The sequence below is a fragment of the Clostridiales bacterium genome, from assembly GCA_015243575.1.
Classification (GTDB): domain Bacteria; phylum Bacillota; class Clostridia; order Peptostreptococcales; family Anaerovoracaceae; genus Anoxybacterium; species Anoxybacterium hadale.
Genome location: CP042469.1, coordinates 3,738,969 through 3,758,971, shown reverse-complemented (window position 1 = coordinate 3,758,971; position 20,003 = coordinate 3,738,969). Strand labels below are relative to the sequence as shown.

Below are 20,003 nucleotides of genomic sequence, written 5' to 3'. Positions count from 1 at the left end.
TCTATCTTCCTTTCAAAGTCAACGCAGCAGCGGGGCAGCCCGTTACGCAAATTCCGCAGCCAATGCAGGCTGATGTGTCCAGCCGAAGAGTTTTTTGTTTTTTTATCGGTTCTGTCTTTTCCGAAATTGGCTCTAGGTTATCCGCACCGCCGTCAAACGAGAAAACCGAAAAGCTGCACCTTCGGATGCACTTCCCACAGCCGATGCATTTTGTGTGATCCAGTTCAATGAGATAGCTGCTTTTCGGCCAGAGACCGATGCTGTTCCTTTTTTTCTGTCCTCGAAAGAGATAACAGCAGTCACCGCAGCAGTTGCAGATCCCGTTGGGGTTTATCGTATGAACGAGCCCTGCTTTGTCAGCTTCCATCACTACTTTCTTTGCCTGATCCTTATCGATCTTCTCCGACAAGCCGCGGTGTGCAAAGGAGTTAATCCCGTCCTTATAGGTAATACAGGTTTTCACCGGCTGACCGCAGCCGCCGCGCAAGCTTCTGCAGTCGCACAGATTCAAATAGACCGGACGGTTCTGCCTGTCAATAAAGGCAATCACCTCATCAAGGGGCAGAACCTCATCCTCCGTCGGAGCCTGCTTTGGGTCCTGGCTGAGACTTTGATAGTAGGTCTCAAAATACCATTCGTCCAACCTCAGCCGTTCCTGCTCGGGAATTTCATGGTAGCTTTCCACCTCACTAATGGAGAAGATATCCAGTCTGCTGTAAAAATCTGATATCCGATAGACCTTTGCCGCTTCATCCGCCAGTGATATCACACCGCGCCGATAAGCAGATTCAGCGAACTGCTCCGGATTAGCAACGCCAATCGCTCTCATTTCTTCCAGTTGAAATCGCTCCGCCTCTATTCGACTTACAAAATCAATTTCTTCCGGGGTAAACAGCCTGCCAATTACACCATATGCCGCTTCCGGCACTTGAAATTTCTCGATAAACACCTTATGCGCGTTTCCTTGAAGCTCTAGCTTGTTGTGTTTCAATTCTTTCATATCCGCCTCCCGACCCAGGAAATTGCACTGATTTGGCTGCTTATTGAATGGAATCGTAAAATTCCTTGGCGACATCCTCATATTCCAGCTTGTCAACGTCTACTTTCGCGTTCAAAGCCGTAATGGTTTTCGTATCAATTTTGGCATTGATGGCATTGAGAATATCAGCAATGTCCGGACTTGCGGAAAGTACTTCCTTGCTCACAACAGGAGCGATATTATAGGGCGGCCAAACATATTTGTCATCTTCAAGGAGGGTGAACCGTTCATCCACCAGTCTGCCTTCTGTTGTATACGCAGGAGCAACATCCGCTTCTCCGTTTGCTAAAACTTCATATTTTAATGAGTTGTCATAGACCTTTGAGGATACCCAGTTGAATTTACCGTATTTCGCTTCCAAAGCTGGGATACCGTCATCTCTCACATCAAATTCTCCCTGGGATGCAAATCTCAGCTTATCAGCATTTTTCTGGAGATCGCTAATGGTTTTGATTCCATATTTTTCTGATGCTTCCGTGGTAATAACAAGCCCCTGACCATCATTTGCCTGGGCATAATCCAGCCAAACAAGGTCAAACCGGCTTTCATATTCCTTTTTCACTGTGTCATAAACCTTTTGTGGATCGGTTTCCAGCGGCAGTTTCAATACTGCTAAAAGCCCGGTGCCCGTATACTCCGGATACAGATCCACATCACCGTTTACAAGGGAAGTATGTACGACAGAACTGGCGATGTTGAATACCCGATCCACCTGATATCCATTATCCTCTAAGGCCAATGCGTACAGTTCCCCAAGGATTAAATTCTCGGTAAAGTCCTTTGTTCCGACTTTGATTACGGGTTTTTGATCTTCTGCGCCGGAATTTTCTTCTGCAGGAACTTTCGTTCCGCAGCCCGCAAAAGCTCCCGCAGCAAGGGCAATGATAAGTATAAGTGATAATGCCTTTAAAATAGTTCGTTTCATAATGATCCTCCTCTTGATTAAGTTTATACTTTATATAAGGTAAGCCTTCGATCTAGCAGTGTTAGCAGATACCCTGATAGTAATGACAGGGCACCTACGGAAAAGCCTCCTATGATAAGCAGGTCGGTTCTCATCAGCCCGAGTCCTGTGAAAATAAGGCTTCCAAGGCCGCCTGCTCCAATGTAAGCCGCAAGGGTTGCGCTGGCTATGACTTCAACTACAGCCGTTCTGATTCCTGTAAAGATTAGCGGAAAGGCAAGAGGCAGCTTGACAGTAAAAAAGGTTCTATATTTTCCCATTCCCATACCTAGCGCTGTTTCCAGCACGGCCTCGGGAAGGGTATGGAAGGCCAGAGCCGTATTCATCAGAATGGGAGGAATGGCCAAAATGGATAATGCAACAACCGCAGGTTTCCACCCGGTGCCCATGATTGGGATAAATAACACCAAAATGGCCAGACTGGGAACAATTCTCAGCGTTCCAAACAACCCCTTGGCAACACGATAAAGCGTTTTGCTCCGCGTACTTAAAATCCCAAGCGGAACTGCGATGATAATGGCGATGGCAACGGAATTCAAGCTGATGGTAATATGTTCCCATACCAATTGAATATAGTCGCTGAAATGGCCTGCAAAGTAATCTAGAATCAGCGTCACTGCTTCCACCTCCTTTTCCTTCTATCTATACCGATTTATCCAAGCCAATATTCGAGTTTTAATATCATATTAATTCTATATGATTAATGTGAATAATATACTATGAAAATCCTTTTGTCAATAGCTCCATCTGTATTTCCGGGGGCCTTAGGCGGATGGGAAAGCGGAGTAATTCCCCTAGTCAGGCGCTAATCCTTTGAAATCAAAGGGTTTGACAATGTGCATAATTTGGTACGCAAAACCTTCAAAAAAATTTCATAATTTGTATTGACAGTATCAAGATAAAACGCTATACTGTATTCATTATAGCAAAGGCGCTGTAGGGAAATACCCACGGCGTCTTTTTCTATTTTTATCGGATTGTAAAAAATTGACTTGTAAAAAAATAAAAATAAATTAAAGGAGGAATTCCAATGAACAAGATTTCTTCAATCTTTGGAAGCATGGTATTCAACGACTCAGTCATGAAAGAACGCTTACCAAAAGACACCTACAAGGCCTTGAAGAAAAATATCGAAGAAGGCACGACCCTTTCTCTGGATGTTGCCAATATCGTTGCCAACGCCATGAAGAACTGGGCCCTTGAAAAGGGAGCAACTCACTACACCCATTGGTTCCAGCCAATGACAGGAATCACAGCAGAAAAGCATGACAGCTTTATCACACCAAACGGCGATGGAGTAATCATGGAATTCTCCGGAAAAGAGCTGATCAAGGGTGAGCCCGATGCATCCAGTTTTCCATCCGGCGGCATCAGAGCAACCTTTGAAGCAAGAGGATATACCAATTGGGATCCAAGCTCCTATGCATTTATTAAAGATCATACACTATGTATTCCAACTGCCTTCTGCTCTTATCGAGGAGAGGCCTTAGATAAAAAGACCCCACTGCTCCGTTCCATGGACGCGCTTAATGTTCAAGCACTGCGTATCCTGAAACTGTTCGGACAGTACGAGGTAAAACGCGTATATTCCACTATCGGTGCTGAGCAGGAGTACTTCCTGATCAACAAGGAATTATACGACAAGAGAAAAGACCTGATTTACTGCGGCAGAACGCTCTTTGGAGCAAAGCCTCCTAAAAATCAGGAACTGGAAGATCATTATTTCGGGACAATCAAGCCGAGAGTCTCCGCCTTTATGGAAGAGCTGAACGAAGAACTCTGGAAGGTAGGTGTTCTGGCAAAGACAGAGCATAACGAAGTAGCACCATCGCAGCATGAGATGGCTCCGATCTTTACAACGTCAAATCTCGCTACCGACCACAATCAGCTCACTATGGAATTCATGAAAAAGATTGCTGCCAAGCACGGTTTGGTTTGTCTTCTCCATGAAAAACCATTTGCAGGAATCAATGGAAGCGGCAAGCACATTAACTGGTCTGTTTCCACCGATACAGGAGAAAATCTTCTGACCCCGGGCAAGAACCCTGCCGGAAACCTGAAGTTCCTTTTGTTCCTCTGTGCTGTTATAAAGGCAGTTGACGAATATCAGGATTTGCTCAGAGCTTCCGTAGCAAGTGCAGGAAATGATCACAGACTCGGCGGAAATGAAGCGCCTCCCGCAATCATCTCCATGTTTATCGGAGAAGATCTGGAAGCCTTGATCACTGCCATCGAAAAAGACGAAGACTATGCAGGAACAGGCGATCGCACCATGAATATCGGAGCATCCGTTCTTCCCGCATTTAAAAGAGATACCACCGACAGAAACAGAACATCTCCGTTTGCTTTTACGGGCAACAAATTCGAATTCCGTATGGCTGGTTCCGGTGCATCCATCTCTTGCCCCAGCTATATGCTGAATACCGTTGTTGCGGAATCCTTAAGTCAGTTTGCTGATGCGCTGGAAGGTTCTAAGGACCTGGAAACCAGCATCAAAGCACTCGTGAAAGAAACCATCATCAAACACAAGAGAATTGTATTCAACGGCAACAACTATTCTGAGGAATGGGTTGAAATGGCTGAGCAGCGAGGTTTATATAACCTGAAAGCTACACCGGATGCCCTTGCACATTATGTAAAAGAAAAGAATATTGCTCTGTTCAAGAAGCACTGCATATTCACCGAGGTAGAACTTCGTGCAAGACAGGACATCACCTTAAAAGAGTACTCCAACATTTTAAATATAGAAGCGCTGACCATGGCGGAAATGGTGAACAAGGACATTCTGCCTGCCGTATCCGGTTATATCAAGACACTGACCGATACCGCCCTCAGCAAAAAAGCACTGATTGCAGACATCACGACCGAGCTGGAAGAAGAATTGATCACGAGTCTCTCTTCGATCTCTGTCAGCCTATATAAATCCGTGCAGGAACTTGATAACGCTCTGATTGAAGTAAATGCGATTGAGGAAACCGCAGCAGCATCTGAATACTACTATAAGAGGGTTCTTCCGATTATGAAGGAGATCAGAATTGCTGCAGATACACTGGAAACCTTATCTGCATCCTCAAGCTGGCCATTCCCGACTTACGGCGAATTGCTCTTCAGCGTATAAGACTTGTTCCGGAAAGTGATTCATCACTTTCATAAAAATTGTTTTCCTCTCATTATTATTAAATAGATAAAAAACCATAAACATGAGCCGTGTTTATGGTTTTTTATTTTCATCGGCAGGAGTCTTTTCTTTCGGATGAATTCGGATAAATCAAATCCAAATGTACATCCTAATACCAAACTTTCGAATAGTCCTGGAAATAGTCTTTGAATCATCAACTTAAGAAAGGAGTCCGCAAATGAACGATTACAGCAATATGACAAAGATTGCCGAGCTCTCTGAAACGGATGTTGCTCGCATCAATGAATTTCAGTCAAAGCTGCGCACCTTAAACGATAAGGATATCATTCTTGTTGCATATGAAAAATAAGTCTTTCTGTAAAATCAATAAAAACCCGTTACTGCAGGCTGCTTTGTAAGCAGCCTCTATTCTGATGATCCTGGGCCAAAATCTAGATTCTTTTCGTAGATTTTTCCTTGTTCCTGTACTCAACCTTTCGTATCATACTTTTTCAACCGATACTATGATATAATAACTACACATAGGTAACAAAATCCCAAGGGTTTTGTACAAATGTATTTATTGTATCGGTGTGCAGCAAGCCGGAGCTGCGGCTTGCACTTATGATATAATAACTACAATAGATGCAGCAAAATGTTATCATTTTGCTGTAGAACTCAAAGGAGGTACCAATGAGTATTGGGGTAATTGGAGGTGCTGACGGCCCAACGGCTATCTTCGTAGCCGGAGGACCCGGACCATTATTGCTTGTCGGCGTTGTCGTCATCGGAGTGGCTGCAGTTTGCGCTGCTGTAGTATTTGTTAGAAGAAAAAGAAAGAAGTAATCAATCAAAGAAGTAATCAATCCGTTTCGATCAATAAAAGGACGATAAGGATATCATTCCTGTCGCATATGAGAAATAGGGGAGGGATATGAAATGAAAACAATTGCTGTTGCGGGAACCTTCGACTCCAAGGGAAGGGAATTCCTGTATATCAAGGAATTGATTGAAGAACTGGGGTTACAAACCTGTACCATTCATAGCGGAGTCTTTGAACCGCTTTTCATCCCGGATATTTCAAATGTTGATGTAGCAGCCGCAGCTGGATTTGATCTGAAGGAACTAGCCGCAAAAAAGGATCGTGCATTGGCTACAGAAGCACTGTCAAAAGGGATGGAGAAACTGATTCCCCGCTTGTTCCAGGAGGGAAAATTCGATGGAATTATTTCTCTTGGGGGATCGGGAGGAACCTCCCTGGTGGCTCCCGCAATGCGGGCGCTTCCCATCGGTGTTCCCAAGGTGATGGTGTCAACTATGGCATCCGGAAATACGTCTCCTTACGTTGGAACCAGTGATATTGTTATGATCCCTTCCGTAGTGGATGTCTCCGGTCTAAATTCCATCTCAACCACCATATTTCAAAATGCGGTCCACGCTATTGCAGGCATGGTTACGGGAACAAGAAAGAAATCACAAGAAGAGAAGCCCCTCATAGGAGCTACAATGTTCGGCGTAACAACGCCCTGCGTTACCGCTGCTAAGGAATATCTGGAAGAAAGAGGTTATGAGGTTCTCGTATTTCATGCCACAGGAATTGGCGGCAGGTCTATGGAGGATCTGATCAAGGCCGGGTTCATAAAGGGTGTCCTGGACCTTACCACTACCGAATGGTGTGACGAGGTGGTGGGGGGTGTGTTAAATGCAGGCCCTGAAAGGCTGGAAGCTGCCGCACTAAATGAAATTCCTCAGGTTGTTTCCGTTGGAGCTCTTGATATGGTAAACTTCGGACCTTACGATACCGTGCCTCCAAAGTTTGAAGGCCGTAATTTATACAAACATAATCCCACCGTAACACTGATGCGTACTTCCGTTGAGGAAAATATTACGATCGGTAAAAAAATAGCTGAAAAGCTGAATATGGCTTCAGGAAAAACCGTCTTGTTTCTCCCTTTGAAAGGCGTCTCTGTTATTGATACAGAAGGGCAGCCATTCTATGGTCCTGAAGAAGACGCAGCCTTATTTGAGACCCTACGAAACGATGTAAACAAAGACATCGTTACAATTATTGAGATGGACATGGATATTAATAATCCTGCTTTTGCACAAGCAGCCGCTCAAAAGTTGATCGACCTTATGGAGCACAGCTAAGATCAAGGAAACACAGCTGCCAAGTTTTTCATAAATACTAACTGTTTAATAATTTTGTATGGCGATGAAAGGAGAACGTTCTATGAATCGAATGACAAGAAGCGAAATCCTCACACAGTTCAGAAATGAGGTTTCCCAAGGCCGGATTTTACTGGGAGTCGGTGCCGGAACCGGAATTACAGCCAAAATGAGCGAAGCTGGCGGTGCAGACATGCTGATTATCTATAACTCAGGCCGATTCCGTATGGCAGGAAGAGGTTCTCTGTCCGGCTTGCTTTCCTACGGAGATGCGAACCAAATCGTGGTGGAAATGGGCGCTGAGGTTCTGCCTGTTGTTAATAATACACCCGTCCTGGCTGGTGTTTGCGGTACCGATCCTTTCCGTATTATGGATATCTTTTTAAAGCAGTTGAAGGATATGGGCTTCAATGGGGTACAAAATTTTCCGACAGTAGGATTGATTGACGGCGTTTTCCGCCAGAATCTTGAAGAGACAGGGATGGGCTACGGCCTGGAGGTGGAAATGATCCGTCAGGCTCATGAGCTTGACATGCTTACCTGCCCTTATGTTTTTGATCCCGAGCAGGCTGCGGCTATGGCAGAAGCCGGTGCGGACATACTGGTAGCTCATATGGGCCTAACGACAAAGGGCTCCATCGGAGCCAAGACGGCACTGACCCTTGACGACTGCGTCGTTAAGATCAAGGCTATCATTGAAGCAGGAAAGAAGGTACGTCCTGATATCATGGTTATCTGCCACGGAGGTCCCATCGCAGAGCCGGAGGATGCTCGATATGTCATCGAGCGGACGGATGGAATTGACGGTTTCTTCGGCGCTTCCAGTATTGAACGGTTTGCTGCAGAAGTTGGTATGAAGCAGCAGACTGTCGCCTTCAAATCCATAGAAAAATGATAGAAAAAATCGCGAGTCTATAAGGAATAGAAAGCTACCCGGCATTTGTTGCCGGGTTTTTCTTTCATTCCTTTTCCCTAAATTATGATATAATAAATACAAAAGCATGAAAGCAATTTAGGAATCAAAATTGAAACATAGCTATGGAGATAAACGGGGGATACCAATGGTAAGAAAATTAACAAAAAGTATTATTTACATCATGATTTCAGTATTAATTGCCGCTTTAGGACTTCCAACGGTTCTGGCTTCCGAACGAGCGGGAGTGGGGGAGAGCGCTGCAAGTACCATACAGTCCGGCGATTTTAAAGTAATCGGTTATTACTCAGGCTCTCTGTTTGATGAGCCGATTACGAACCTGCAGACAGATAAATTAACCCATGTCATCTATGCCTTCCTGATTCCTAAGGCAGATGGAAGTCTCATTCCCCTTGAGAAACCAGATCAGCTCAGAGAATTGACCTCTAAATCACACAGGGATGGAGCAAAAGTCTTCATCGCTCTTGGAGGCTGGTCCTACCAGGGGATCCCACTCGTTTCTACCTTTGAAACCCTTGCAGCATCTGATGAAACCAGAATGAACCTTGTAACGAATGTGTGTGCATTCATTCAAGAATATCAGCTTGACGGTTTGGAGCTGGACTGGGAGCATCCCAATTCAGGTTCAATCGGTAATTATGAAAAGCTCGTTGTGGAGCTGAAATCAGCCCTGCATAAGGATAACAAGGAACTGACAGCGGCACTGAACGGAGCCTGGTCCACCACCGCTGGCCCTGAAGTATCCAAGCTGATGACGGACACCTGCCTTGACAGCTTCAACTTCATCAATGTCATGGCTTATGATATGAATAATCAAGAGCACAGCCCTCTTTGGTTTGCTAATACCTCTATCGATTATTGGCTGAACAGGGGAGTACCTAAGGAGAAAATCATTCTCGGGATGCCCCTCTATGCAAGACCCAGCTGGAAGCAGTACCGTCATCTTGCTGCAGAAAACCCCGATTACGCATATCAGGATTACGCTCCTACAACACCATTGGAATCTTACTACAATGGTTTAAACACCCTGCGGGAGAAAACCTATATCGCAATGAAAAAGGCGGGGGGTGTGATGCTGTTTGATGTAAATGAGGACCTGACCGATGATCGCAGCGTAGTTTCCATGATCGATGATTTCATTACAAGAACGAATAATGCCTCACTAAATGAAGTAAAACAGCATATCACCGTGGTTCTGAATCAAAGGGAATTGGTTTTTAACCCAACGGAAGGATATGGAGTTCCCTTCATTGACGCAAATAATAGGACGATGCTCCCCATGAGAAAGCCCCTTGAGGCGATCGGGGCTGAAGTCTCTTACAATGCAGCAGCCAAAACGGTAACTGCCGTGAAAGGCGGTGTCACAGTCCAGGTCACCATAGGAGAAAGCAATCTATTGGTGAATGGACAGACAATTCCAATGGATACAACCGCGGTCATCTCCGAGGGAAGAACCTACATACCACTCAGAGCAGTATTTACTGCCTTTGGATATGACATTCAATGGCATGCAGTCAGCAATACCGCTTATATCGCAACGGCATCTTTAGACGCTAGTAAATAATCTATAAATAAATTTTTGTGCAAAAGCACTCATCATTTAGGAGGTAAACTAAATTGATTCATATCGACGCAGAACGCTGTATCAACTGCATGCAATGCGTGAAGGTCTGTCCCTTTCAGGTATTGGAGGGTGGCGGAGGCAAACCGGAATGCATCCGAGAAAATCTTTGCATCCAGTGCCTTCACTGTGCAGCAGCATGTCCAAGAGAAGCAGTCTCTCTGGATGATCTTAACGGGACTTTTCAGGGAGATTTTCCCTCATTTTCGGATAATTTCTCTGATCAGATAGAGCATCACTTACTTACAAGAAGATCCTACCGCAGCTTTAAATCGGACGTCGTAGACAAAAATATCATTGCTCATGCGCTGCAAACATCGGCTTGGGCACCCAGTGCGAAGAACGATCATCCAACCGAATGGATCGTGGTAAGCGGAAAACCTTTCATTCAGGAGATCATGGATCATATCCTCAGCTATGTTGACGAGACAGGCATTTCTCCGGAAATCGCATCCCTTTATAAAGCGGGACACAATATAGTGACTGGGACCGCAAATACCCTCATTCTTGCTGCCGCGAAAACAACTGCGATAAATCCATCCGTGGATACTGCTCTGGCACTCTACAATGCGGAGCTGGTATTGCAGGCTAATGGGCTCGGTACCTGCTGGGCCGGTTATCTGACCCGAATGTGCAATCAAATTCCCTCGCTTCGTCAGCTGATCAATCTCCCGGAGGACTGCCAGATTTACAACGCTCTGATGGTAGGGTATCCCGATCAGGAGCATTACCTGCATATTCCAAACAGAAAAAAGCAACCAGCAATTCATTGGATCGAAACTGCCACAAGGTAAAGGCAGATGATAAGCAGGCAGATTGGATAAACAGAAAATTCCTATCACAACCAAGAGATTATGGCGGCGATAGGAATTTTTTATTGCTGATTAGGCGCTTCCTGCTCATAGGCCTTCAATATTCGCTTGGCGACGTTATATTTTGAAAGCCTCATATCCATTGACTGCTTTTCAATATATTTATGCGCCTGCATTTCTGACATAGACAGGTATTGAATCAATACACATTTCGCTCTGTTGATCAGTTTCATTTCCTCCAGCTTCATATGCAGATGGATATTTTCTTCCTTTAATGTCAAAACTCTCTGTCTTGTGACCTCCGCAAATTTTACAGCCTGGTTAAAAAAGGCCTTCACGATCGGTTTTCCTACAACCAAAACCCCGTATGGTTCGACCTTCTGCGCTACGATGTTTGCATATTTAATCTGAATCGCTAATAAAATTCCTGCGGTATACTTCTCAGCGGCATAGGTTGCCAGATCAACCCCGGTTTTTCCCTCCAGCGGTGAGTTTATAATAACCAGATCAAATTCTGTTTTTTCCATCAAGGATGCTGCGTCTTCCTCGGTATGTGCTGTCGCGATTTGCGCGGTTGAATCCATTTCTAATAGCTGAACAAGCATATCCTTGCTCTTGCCTTTCCTAGATACCAATAGTATCTTTTGCATCTGCCTCACCACCACCTTTCAAATATAATTTCTCATTATATCACTGAATTAAGAATTTTCAAACACTTTTATTTTATGCCTCAAAAAATAATATACGCCGAAACCGGCGTTTTAATCACTGCAACTTCACAGTGAAAATAAATGAATGCAAAGGTGATTTCTGTTGTCACCTTTGCATGAAGTGCTCGGTATTCAAAGCCTTGCACTTCACGATAAAGGTAACAAGGGTTGAAAATATATATGGGTTTTAGATAATTGCCTTAGGCTCTTTTTTCTTCGTTATACTGCAGCGCATCATAACCTTCTTCACCAGTACTGATTCGAACTGCATTTTCCACGTTATATACAAAGATCTTGCCATCTCCCACAGATCCGGTTCCCAAAACTGCTTTCGCTGTTTCGATGACCTTTCTCACCGGGACCTTGCTGACGATGATCTCAATGCAAACCTTTGGAAGCAGATTCATTTCCAGCTTGACACCTCTGTAGTAATCTTTTCTGCCTTTCTGCGCACCGCATCCGTGAACCTGAGTTACTGTCATTCCCGTTATGCCAATTTTGTTAAGTGCTTCTTTCAGATCGTCAAATTTATTTTGATTTGCATAAATCTCCACCTTCGAAAGTCTGGCTCCGTCTTTGCTGTAGCTGATGGAGTCATCTGCTTCATAAACCCCATTCTTATCCATACTTACAATATTGCTGTTTCCATTGCTGTCAAATACAGGAATGAAATCCGCATAACTGCTTTCAATAGCATGTTCGTGTACATCCAGACCCATGATTTCGTCCTCTGCAGAAACACGAAGACCGATGGTGTGCTTGATCGTCTGGAATACGATTGTCATGGTAATACCAATCCATGCGGCAACGCTCACAACTCCAAGAAGCTGTATCAAGATCATGCTCACTCCGCCGCCATAGGCTAATCCGCCGTCTACGGCAAACACACCTACAAGAAGTGTACCTGCTGCCCCGCAGAAGCCGTGCACACCGATTGCTCCGACCGGATCATCGATTTTAATTTTCTTGTCAAGCAGCTCGATTCCAAACACGGTCACAAACGATGCGGTTAACCCGATTGCAAAAGCACCAACTGGACTGACAGCATCGCAGCCAGCTGTAATGGCTACAAGTCCGCCTAAAGCACCGTTCAAAGTCATGGATACGTCAGGCTTTTTATATTTAATCCACGTAATAATCATGGTACCGCATGCAGATGTGGCTGCGGCCAGATTCGTTGTTACAAAGATCTTACTCATCAAGACTAAGGTATCATCACCGGTAGCAGATACCGTAGAGCCACCGTTAAATCCAAACCATCCGAACCAAAGAATGAAAACGCCAAGGGCTCCTACTGTAAGATTATGGCCGGGTATGGCCTGGGCTTCTCCCTTGCTGTTATACTTTCCGATACGGGGTCCCAGCAGATATGCACCCACGAGAGCAGCAACACCACCTGCCATGTGTACCACCGTAGAACCGGCAAAATCATGAAATCCCAGCTGAGAAAGCCAGCCGCCGCCCCAAATCCAATGCCCGGAAATGGGATATATTACTGCGCTGATGGCCAAGCTGTAAATACAGTATGCAGAAAACTTTGTCCGTTCTGCCATTGCTCCCGACACAATTGTTGCAGCGGTAGCGCAGAATACTGTCTGGAATATGAAAAAGGCGAAGGTGGGAAATGCAGAATCGTAGTTGTTCTGCACAAAGAAGTCAGGAAATCCTATCCAGCCTCCAATGCTCGAACCAAACATGATTCCAAACCCAATCACCCAGAAAGCAACGGAACCGATACAGAAATCCATTAGATTTTTCATAATAATGTTAGCAGCATTTTTTGCTCTGGTGAAGCCGGTCTCTACCATAGCGAAGCCCGCTTGCATAAAGAATACCAGCGCTGCAGCTATAAGCACCCACATGGTATCAACTGATGAAAACATATGTAAGCCTCCCTTCAATTTTAAGAAATATATATAAAAAAAATAAATAAAAAAAGGGCACTGATGGCATTTCGCCACAGCACCTTTGCTATTGTTCAGAATTATAAACCTCTGCAAGGAATCTGTCAAGTAAATTTTAGAATATTTAGAATTTTCTCAGCATCTTCTAGTGGTGGCATAAAATTCTGATAGACTTCTTTTCCTGCGATATGGTACACTTCCTGTTAAATAATGTGCGGAGTCTATTGAAAGATTCCATAGCAGGAGTCCGTATGAGTATAGACCAAGCAAGCAGCGCGGTCCAAAGGATTGCAGAGGAGGTGTAAGGCATGTTCCTTAAACTATCAGTGCTGGTTCGTGATGATCAATCCGTTGCAGGAATCGATGATTGCTGTCAGGTTAATACCTATCAATTTGAAGGTGGTGATTGGAAAACAGTTCATTGTATTCAGTGGCAGCTTGGAGAACTTTCCGGCATGAGTCATATTCGAAAGGGAGTTCAGGGTTTGATAGAGCAGCTGGGAGACAGCCGTGTCATCATTGGACGCAAAATTACCGGTTTGCCTTATCATATTTTTGATAAAGAAGGCTTCCATATCTTTGAGACAGACAAACCGATATCTGCAGAGCTTTTAAGTTCTGTCCGACGGGAGCTAGTTCACGCTGACATAGAGAGAGAATTCCATACATCAGCTTCACAAAAAATACGTAAAACTCCCTATTCCCCCCATAATGACGGTATCTATTATTTAGATCTGGCTGCACTTCAGCAGGCATTTCCTGAAGTTTCTTCAAAGAAAGCGCTGCGACAATTTATGGAGGAAGCGCAGTTTCAAGAGCTTCATCTGACTTGCGTCCATATGCCCCCCTGGCTCGCGCATTCAGTTAAGGCAAGCGGTATGCACATCTGGCTTTCCGATCAGGAGGATGGTACCTGCAAGGTGACGATAAAGAAAGGAATCAAAAAATTATGAATCAATTCGTCAGCACCCTGTCTGGGGTTCACAGCATACAGCGCTATCAATCTGGTACTGTAAAATCCTGCATGCTCTCCGAAGAAAATAAGATATCCACCTGCTGCGGTGACTTGGTGCCAAGATTTACAGGCGGTGAAGCACGGCAGAAGTTTACAGGTGCTCTAACTTTTTATGAAAGCGGAGAGATCAAACGGATTTCCCTGGAAAACCAGACTATAATTGCAACACCTTTGGGGCTTTACCCTGCTGAATTACTGACTTTTTATAAAAGCGGCGCGCTCTATCGATTCTTTCCCCTAAACGGAAAGCTTAGCGGATATTGGACAGAACAGGACGAAAGCGCTCTTCTGGTTCCATTGGAAATAAAATTATCTTCTGGATCTTTCACAGCAAAAATCATTGGCTGCAGCTTTTATGAAAACGGGTCTCTCAGGTCCGTCACCCTATGGCCTGGTCAGCAGATCACCCTCAAGGCCTGGAATATTGAATATTCTGTGAGGATCGGTTTCTCACTTTATGAAAACGGACAGGTAAAATCTTTGGAGCCCGGTAAGCCAGTCTTAGTGAAGACACCCATTGGTGAAATGATTGCTTATGATGATTCCGCACTGGGAATCCACGCAGACACCAACTCCCTTTGTTTTGATGATCAGGGAGATATTATCGCGCTGACCACTTCTTCCCACCAAGTCAGAATCACTAATCTGGAGGGAGAGTCCTTACTGATTGCTCCTCTTAAGATGCCGCATCCTCTAACGGACGATCAGTTTATAACACTTCCCGTTAAAGTAATCTTTACGAAAGATCTTGTTTCCCTTTTTTCAGGCACTTGTGAGCAACAATTTTCCCTATCCGAATCAAGGTTCGAGCTTCTCCCTCATTCCATTGAGAATGAAAAACTCTAAGAATTTAACGTCTCTCTGAATTCCGGCTGATAACATTTGGAATATTCTAAATATTGAAAATTAATTTGACAAAAACAAATACTGTGCTATAATTAGCGCAACAACAGAAAATTGAATGTCTGCAAAGACAGCGAGGTCTTTCCATTTTGGAATGACCTCTTTTTTTTCAGCAGCAAACAATACTGCCGAAAATCTGCAGCACCAGCCCTATGCCTGAATCAAGGAGGATTTTCACGCATATCGGTTGGTGCCTTGTTATTATTAGGGGACTTTGTCCCACTGGTTATTTTTTTCAGGAGGTAATTACTATGAGGCAAGTAGCAATTTACGGAAAGGGTGGCATCGGCAAATCTACAACCACCCAAAACTTAACCGCAGGCCTGGGCGAGATGGGCAACAAGATCATGATCGTAGGCTGTGACCCAAAAGCAGATTCTACCCGCTTGATTCTGGGAGGTCTTGCACAGCAGACTGTTCTGGACACCCTCAGAGAAGAAGGAGAAGACGTGGATCTTGATCTGGTCTTAAAGGATGGTTTCGCAGGCATCAAATGTGTGGAGTCCGGAGGTCCTGAGCCAGGTGTTGGCTGTGCTGGCCGCGGCATCATTACGTCCATCACACTTTTAGAGCGGCTTGGCGCTTATGAAGCGGATCTTGATTACGTGTTCTACGATGTTCTGGGAGACGTCGTATGCGGAGGGTTTGCAATGCCCATCAGGGAAGGGAAAGCACAGGAAATTTATATCGTTGCCAGCGGAGAGATGATGGCACTTTACGCCGCAAACAACATTTCCAAAGGCATTCAAAAGTACGCCAGAACCGGCGGAGTACGATTGGGAGGTATTATCTGCAACAGCCGTAAGGTTGATGGAGAAGCCGCCCTAGTGGAAGCATTTGCAAAGGAACTTGGCAGTCAGATGATTCACTTCGTACCGAGGGACAATATGGTTCAGCGGGCTGAAATACATAAGAAAACAGTTATTGATTTTGAACCGGAATGCGACCAGGCGGATGAATACAGAACCCTGGCAAAAAAGATTAATGAAAACAAGCTCTTCGTTATCCCTACGCCTCTTTCCCAGGAAAGACTAGAGGCACTGTTAATGGAGCACGGTATTTTAGATCTTTAATACCGTTCATGGAAAGGAGAAGAACCATGCTTTTAGTCAGAGCCATCATCAGACCTCAGAAAACAGGCGAGGTATTGTCTGAATTAATGGCGGCGGGCTTTCCTGCCGTAACAAAAACCGATGTTTTCGGAAGAGGAAAACAAAAGGGGATCGTCATAGGCGATGTAGAGTACGACGAGATTCCAAAAGAAATGCTGCTCGTGGTTGTTAACGATGAGGATAAGGATGACGTAGCAAAAATTATTATGCGGGTTGCCCGTACCGGTGAAAAGGGAAATTACGGAGACGGCAGGATCTTTATCTCACCGGTTCTTGAAGCTTATACCATCAGCACCGGCAAGCACGGACTCTGAAAGGGGGTACCGATATGAAGGAAGTTATGGCCATTATCAGGGTCGGTAAAGTCAACCCAACAAAAGACGCGCTGATCAATGCCGGTTTTCCGGCCTTCGTGTGCCGTGCCTGTCTTGGCAGAGGAAAAAAGGCGCTGAACCCAGAACTGCTGAAATACGTTTTGGATACGGAAGAACTCCCGGTTTCCAATGTGGGTGAATCCATCACTGAAGGCGCAAGGCTGATCTCCAAGCGGTTTTTTACCATGATCGTAGAAGATCATGAAGTGGAGGCTGTTGTAAAGACACTGATAAAAATCAACCAGACGGGAAATCCCGGAGACGGTAAAATCTTCATTCTTCCCGTTTTGGAAACCTATAAAGTCAGAACCGGCGAGACGGTTTTGTAGAACAGGAGGTGACAATCATGCGAGAAAAAGAGCTGGTACTGGATCAATATAATGCCAAGGTCTACAAAAATAGAAAGGAGCACATTCTTCAAATCGATGAAAGTGCAGAAGATCAAGCCATTGCGGCAAACTCCAGAAGTATTCCGGGGATTATGACAAACCGAGGCTGCTGTTACGCTGGATGTAAGGGCGTTGTACTTGGTCCTCTTAAGGATGCGCTGGTACTGACCCACGGCCCCATTGGCTGCGGCTTTTATTCATGGGGAACAAGACGAAACAAGGCAAAAACCGAAAGCGGAGAAAACTATATTCAATACTGCTTTTCCACAGATATGCAGGAGCCTGATATCGTATTCGGCGGAGAGACGAAACTCCGAAAGGCAATTGAGGAGGCGATGGAAATCTTTCACCCTGAAACCATTCTGATCTGTTCCACATGTCCTGTGGGACTTATTGGTGACGATATTCACGCCATTGCCTCAGAGACGGAAAAGAAATACGGAATTACCTGCGTTGCCTTCAGCTGTGAAGGCTATAAGGGCGTCAGCCAGAGCGGCGGGCACCATATTGCAAACAACGGAGTCATGCGTCACATCATCGGGACAGGAGATACGCCCATCGAAAAGAAATATAAGGTCAATCTTCTCGGAGAATACAATATTGGCGGTGACGGCTGGGAAACGGAACGGATTCTGAAACGAATCGGTTATGAAGTAATCGCGGTGCTGACAGGGGATGGAAGCGTGGAAAGTCTGAGAAATTCACATCAGGCTGACTTGAACCTTGTGATGTGCCACAGATCCATCAATTATATCGCTGAAATGATGCATACGAAATATGGAATTCACTGGCTCAAGGTAAATTTTATCGGTATCGACGCAACCATTCAAACATTAAGGGATATGGCCGCATACTTTGATGAACCTGAACTTACAGCGAGAACAGAGGAGATTATTGCAGATGAGCTTTCGGTCATTGCAGAAGCAAGAGCATACTATCACAGTAAACTTCAGGGGAAAACAGCAGCGCTTTATGTCGGCGGATCAAGATCCCACCACTATCAGGCGCTTCTGGCGGATTTCGGAATCTCCACAGTGCTGGCAGGCTATGAGTTTGCCCACCGAGATGACTACGAAGGCCGCGACATGCTCCCCTTTATTAAAGAGGACGCAGACAGCAAGAACATCGAAAGTATAACAGTTGAGCCCGATCCGGAGAAATTCAAAGCCTTTCTCACCAAAGAAAAATATGAAGAACTGAGAGCCCGAATCCCTCTGGATTCTTATAAGGGACTGATTCACGATATGAAAACCGGGAGCATTGTTGTAGACGATCTGAACCATTTTGAAACTGAGGAATTTCTCCGCCTTTTAAAACCAGATATCTTCCTCTCTGGAATCAAGGATAAGTACGTACTGCAAAAGGCCAACGTCCTCTCCCGCCAGCTGCACTCTTACGATTACAGCGGACCGTACTCCGGTTTTAACGGAGCCATCAATTTTGCCAGGGATCTGACCATGGGACTTTATACACCGGTCTGGAAGTTTGTAATTCCGCCCTGGAAAAATCATTCAACCCTGCAAGCCTCGCTGGCAGAAATTACAGGAGGTGAAGAAGCAACATGTTAAATTTAACACCCAAAAAAATCACTCCGCGCACCGCGCTGCGAGTCAATCCATGTAAAACCTGTCAGCCCGTGGGGGCGATCTACTGTGCACTTGGCGTTCACAGATGCATGCCCCACAGTCATGGATCACAGGGCTGCGTCTCTTATCACAGAACGTTTCTTACCAGGCACTTTAAAGAACCGGCCATTGCCTCCACCAGCTCGTTCACAGAGGGAGCTTCCGTATTCGGAGGCGGCAGCAATTTGAAAACCGGTGTCAAAAACGTATTTGACATCTATGATCCCGACATGATTGCGGTTCACACAACCTGTCTCAGCGAAACCATCGGCGACGATGTGGGCAGCTATATTATGGATATCGATCTTCCTGACAACAAGCTGGTCGTTCATGCAAATACACCAAGCTATGTGGGCTCTCATGTTACGGGATTTTACAATATGATGTGTGGATTTATTAATTATTTATCCCTGAACACAAAGAGCCCAAACGGCAAAATCGGTATCTTCCCGGGATTTGTAAACCCGGCAGACATCAGGGAAATGAAAAAACTGGCGTCGATGATGAAGGCATCCTTTATCATGTTTCCTGATCAAAGCGGGGTTATGGATGCTCCCATGACAGGAAATTACGAAATGTACCCGAAAGGAGGCACCACGAAGGAAGAAATTATCAGTCTCGGAGACTGTGCAAAGGTATTGGCCTTAGGTATTTTCACATCTTTGGAGCCAGCTAATGTACTGAAGCGAAAATGTAAGGTGCCCTATGAAGCACTTCCTCTTCCCATCGGAATTGCTAATACGGATCAATTTATCATGGAACTGAAAAAAATTACGCAGGAAGAGGTTCCCCCAGCGCTTGAAGAAGAGCGGGGACGTCTTGTAGACGTGATGCTGGATGCTCACTTTTACTGCTACGGGAAAGAAGTAGCAGTATTTGGTGATCCGGATACTGCTTTGGGTCTCACCAGCTTTGTTCTGGAACTGGGCATGATTCCCAAATATGTAATCACCGGAACCCCCAGCGATGGCTTTGAGAAGAAAGCTGCTGAACTTTTTGATCTTTTCCAAGTTGAAGGGTGTATGGCCAAAGCTTCTGCGGATCTGTTCGAGCTCCACCAGCTGATCAAAAATGAGCCTGTGGACCTGCTCCTTGGAACAAGCTACGGAAAACAGATTGCAAAGGCAGAAAATATTCCCTTTGTCAGGGCTGGCTTTCCCGTACTGGATCGATATGCCCACTCCTATTTCCCGATTGTTGGATATTTGGGAGGGCTCCGCCTTACAGAACTGATCACTTGCGCCCTGATGGACCAGTTTGACAGGGAATGCGAAGATGAGGATATGGATGTCGTAATGTAAAGGAGGCAGTATT

17 protein-coding genes and 1 pseudogene are annotated in these 20,003 nt (G+C 45.1%); 13 read left to right on the top strand and 5 right to left on the bottom strand.

Features of this window, described 5'->3' with window-relative positions:
* Position 1: 1 nt before the first annotated feature.
* From FRZ06_16525 to FRZ06_16515, 3 genes are read right to left on the bottom strand one after another with little or no spacing between them, the layout of a single operon-like run.
* A complete protein-coding gene (locus FRZ06_16525; GenBank protein ID QOX64836.1) occupies positions 2-1,000 on the bottom strand; it encodes a 4Fe-4S dicluster domain-containing protein in 999 nt (332 codons plus the stop codon).
* 40 nt (positions 1,001-1,040) lie between these two features.
* Entirely contained in the window at positions 1,041-1,964 is a 924-nt protein-coding gene (locus tag FRZ06_16520) for a glycine/betaine ABC transporter substrate-binding protein (protein QOX64835.1), read from the bottom strand.
* 23 nt (positions 1,965-1,987) lie between these two features.
* Positions 1,988-2,569 carry an ABC transporter permease gene (locus FRZ06_16515; protein ID QOX65980.1) on the bottom strand — a complete coding sequence of 194 codons (582 nt, stop codon included), beginning with the start codon at positions 2,567-2,569 and terminating at the stop codon, positions 1,988-1,990.
* Positions 2,570-3,033: 464 nt separating this feature from the next.
* Between FRZ06_16515 and FRZ06_16510 the strand changes: the two genes are divergently transcribed.
* The 6 genes and pseudogenes from FRZ06_16510 to FRZ06_16485 all read left to right on the top strand — a co-directional run bounded on the left by FRZ06_16510 (position 3,034) and on the right by FRZ06_16485 (position 10,639).
* On the top strand, positions 3,034-5,121 hold the full coding sequence (locus FRZ06_16510; GenBank protein ID QOX64834.1) for a glutamine synthetase type III: 2,088 nt from the start codon (positions 3,034-3,036) through the stop codon (positions 5,119-5,121).
* A gap of 645 nt (positions 5,122-5,766) precedes the next feature.
* Positions 5,767-5,967, top strand: a pseudogene (locus FRZ06_16505) (sodium ion-translocating decarboxylase subunit beta).
* 93 nt (positions 5,968-6,060) lie between these two features.
* Complete coding sequence (locus FRZ06_16500) at positions 6,061-7,272, top strand: UPF0261 family protein (protein QOX64833.1); 1,212 nt, start codon at positions 6,061-6,063, stop codon at positions 7,270-7,272.
* Between the two features lie 82 nt (positions 7,273-7,354).
* Positions 7,355-8,185 (top strand): phosphoenolpyruvate hydrolase family protein, encoded by an 831-nt coding sequence (locus tag FRZ06_16495; GenBank protein ID QOX64832.1) that lies wholly within the window; start codon positions 7,355-7,357, stop codon positions 8,183-8,185.
* 166 nt (positions 8,186-8,351) lie between these two features.
* Entirely contained in the window at positions 8,352-9,788 is a 1,437-nt protein-coding gene (locus tag FRZ06_16490) for a hypothetical protein (GenBank protein ID QOX64831.1), read from the top strand.
* Positions 9,789-9,841: 53 nt separating this feature from the next.
* Positions 9,842-10,639 carry a 4Fe-4S dicluster domain-containing protein gene (locus tag FRZ06_16485; GenBank protein ID QOX64830.1) on the top strand — a complete coding sequence of 266 codons (798 nt, stop codon included), beginning with the start codon at positions 9,842-9,844 and terminating at the stop codon, positions 10,637-10,639.
* 80 nt (positions 10,640-10,719) lie between these two features.
* On the opposite strand, the gene FRZ06_16480 is transcribed toward FRZ06_16485, so the two are convergent.
* On the bottom strand, positions 10,720-11,307 hold the full coding sequence (locus FRZ06_16480; GenBank protein ID QOX64829.1) for an ANTAR domain-containing protein: 588 nt from the start codon (positions 11,305-11,307) through the stop codon (positions 10,720-10,722).
* A gap of 260 nt (positions 11,308-11,567) precedes the next feature.
* On the bottom strand, positions 11,568-13,250 hold the full coding sequence (gene amt / locus FRZ06_16475) for an ammonium transporter (protein QOX64828.1): 1,683 nt from the start codon (positions 13,248-13,250) through the stop codon (positions 11,568-11,570).
* A gap of 329 nt (positions 13,251-13,579) precedes the next feature.
* Here amt and FRZ06_16470 point away from each other — a divergent pair, with 329 nt between their 5' ends.
* From FRZ06_16470 to FRZ06_16440, 7 genes are all read left to right on the top strand, one after another.
* A complete protein-coding gene (locus FRZ06_16470; GenBank protein ID QOX64827.1) occupies positions 13,580-14,224 on the top strand; it encodes a hypothetical protein in 645 nt (214 codons plus the stop codon).
* Entirely contained in the window at positions 14,221-15,132 is a 912-nt protein-coding gene (locus tag FRZ06_16465) for a hypothetical protein (protein ID QOX64826.1), read from the top strand. The genes FRZ06_16470 and FRZ06_16465 overlap by 4 nt, the downstream gene beginning before the upstream one ends.
* 308 nt (positions 15,133-15,440) lie before the next feature.
* On the top strand, positions 15,441-16,262 hold the full coding sequence (nifH, locus tag FRZ06_16460) for a nitrogenase iron protein (protein QOX64825.1): 822 nt from the start codon (positions 15,441-15,443) through the stop codon (positions 16,260-16,262).
* Positions 16,263-16,288: 26 nt separating this feature from the next.
* The gene (locus FRZ06_16455; GenBank protein QOX64824.1) at positions 16,289-16,615 is read left to right on the top strand and encodes a P-II family nitrogen regulator; all 327 of its coding nucleotides are present in this window, start codon (positions 16,289-16,291) and stop codon (positions 16,613-16,615) included.
* 14 nt (positions 16,616-16,629) lie between these two features.
* The gene (locus FRZ06_16450) at positions 16,630-17,004 is read left to right on the top strand and encodes a P-II family nitrogen regulator (GenBank protein ID QOX64823.1); all 375 of its coding nucleotides are present in this window, start codon (positions 16,630-16,632) and stop codon (positions 17,002-17,004) included.
* A gap of 17 nt (positions 17,005-17,021) precedes the next feature.
* Complete coding sequence (gene nifD, locus FRZ06_16445) at positions 17,022-18,632, top strand: nitrogenase molybdenum-iron protein alpha chain (protein QOX64822.1); 1,611 nt, start codon at positions 17,022-17,024, stop codon at positions 18,630-18,632.
* Complete coding sequence (locus tag FRZ06_16440; protein ID QOX64821.1) at positions 18,626-19,990, top strand: nitrogenase molybdenum-iron protein subunit beta; 1,365 nt, start codon at positions 18,626-18,628, stop codon at positions 19,988-19,990. The genes nifD and FRZ06_16440 overlap by 7 nt, the downstream gene beginning before the upstream one ends.
* Positions 19,991-20,003 lie beyond the last annotated feature (13 nt).

Coding starts and splice junctions, on each gene's coding strand:
- FRZ06_16510 (QOX64834.1), top strand. CDS start 3,034: ATGAACAAGATTTCTTCAATCTTTGGAAGCATGGTATTCAACGACTCA.
- FRZ06_16465 (QOX64826.1), top strand. CDS start 14,221: ATGAATCAATTCGTCAGCACCCTGTCTGGGGTTCACAGCATACAGCGC.
- FRZ06_16500 (QOX64833.1), top strand. CDS start 6,061: ATGAAAACAATTGCTGTTGCGGGAACCTTCGACTCCAAGGGAAGGGAA.
- amt (QOX64828.1), bottom strand. CDS start 13,250: ATGTTTTCATCAGTTGATACCATGTGGGTGCTTATAGCTGCAGCGCTG.
- FRZ06_16440 (QOX64821.1), top strand. CDS start 18,626: ATGTTAAATTTAACACCCAAAAAAATCACTCCGCGCACCGCGCTGCGA.
- FRZ06_16450 (QOX64823.1), top strand. CDS start 16,630: ATGAAGGAAGTTATGGCCATTATCAGGGTCGGTAAAGTCAACCCAACA.
- FRZ06_16495 (QOX64832.1), top strand. CDS start 7,355: ATGAATCGAATGACAAGAAGCGAAATCCTCACACAGTTCAGAAATGAG.
- FRZ06_16490 (QOX64831.1), top strand. CDS start 8,352: ATGGTAAGAAAATTAACAAAAAGTATTATTTACATCATGATTTCAGTA.
- FRZ06_16455 (QOX64824.1), top strand. CDS start 16,289: ATGCTTTTAGTCAGAGCCATCATCAGACCTCAGAAAACAGGCGAGGTA.
- nifD (QOX64822.1), top strand. CDS start 17,022: ATGCGAGAAAAAGAGCTGGTACTGGATCAATATAATGCCAAGGTCTAC.
- FRZ06_16525 (QOX64836.1), bottom strand. CDS start 1,000: ATGAAAGAATTGAAACACAACAAGCTAGAGCTTCAAGGAAACGCGCAT.
- FRZ06_16470 (QOX64827.1), top strand. CDS start 13,580: ATGTTCCTTAAACTATCAGTGCTGGTTCGTGATGATCAATCCGTTGCA.
- FRZ06_16520 (QOX64835.1), bottom strand. CDS start 1,964: ATGAAACGAACTATTTTAAAGGCATTATCACTTATACTTATCATTGCC.
- nifH (QOX64825.1), top strand. CDS start 15,441: ATGAGGCAAGTAGCAATTTACGGAAAGGGTGGCATCGGCAAATCTACA.
- FRZ06_16480 (QOX64829.1), bottom strand. CDS start 11,307: ATGCAAAAGATACTATTGGTATCTAGGAAAGGCAAGAGCAAGGATATG.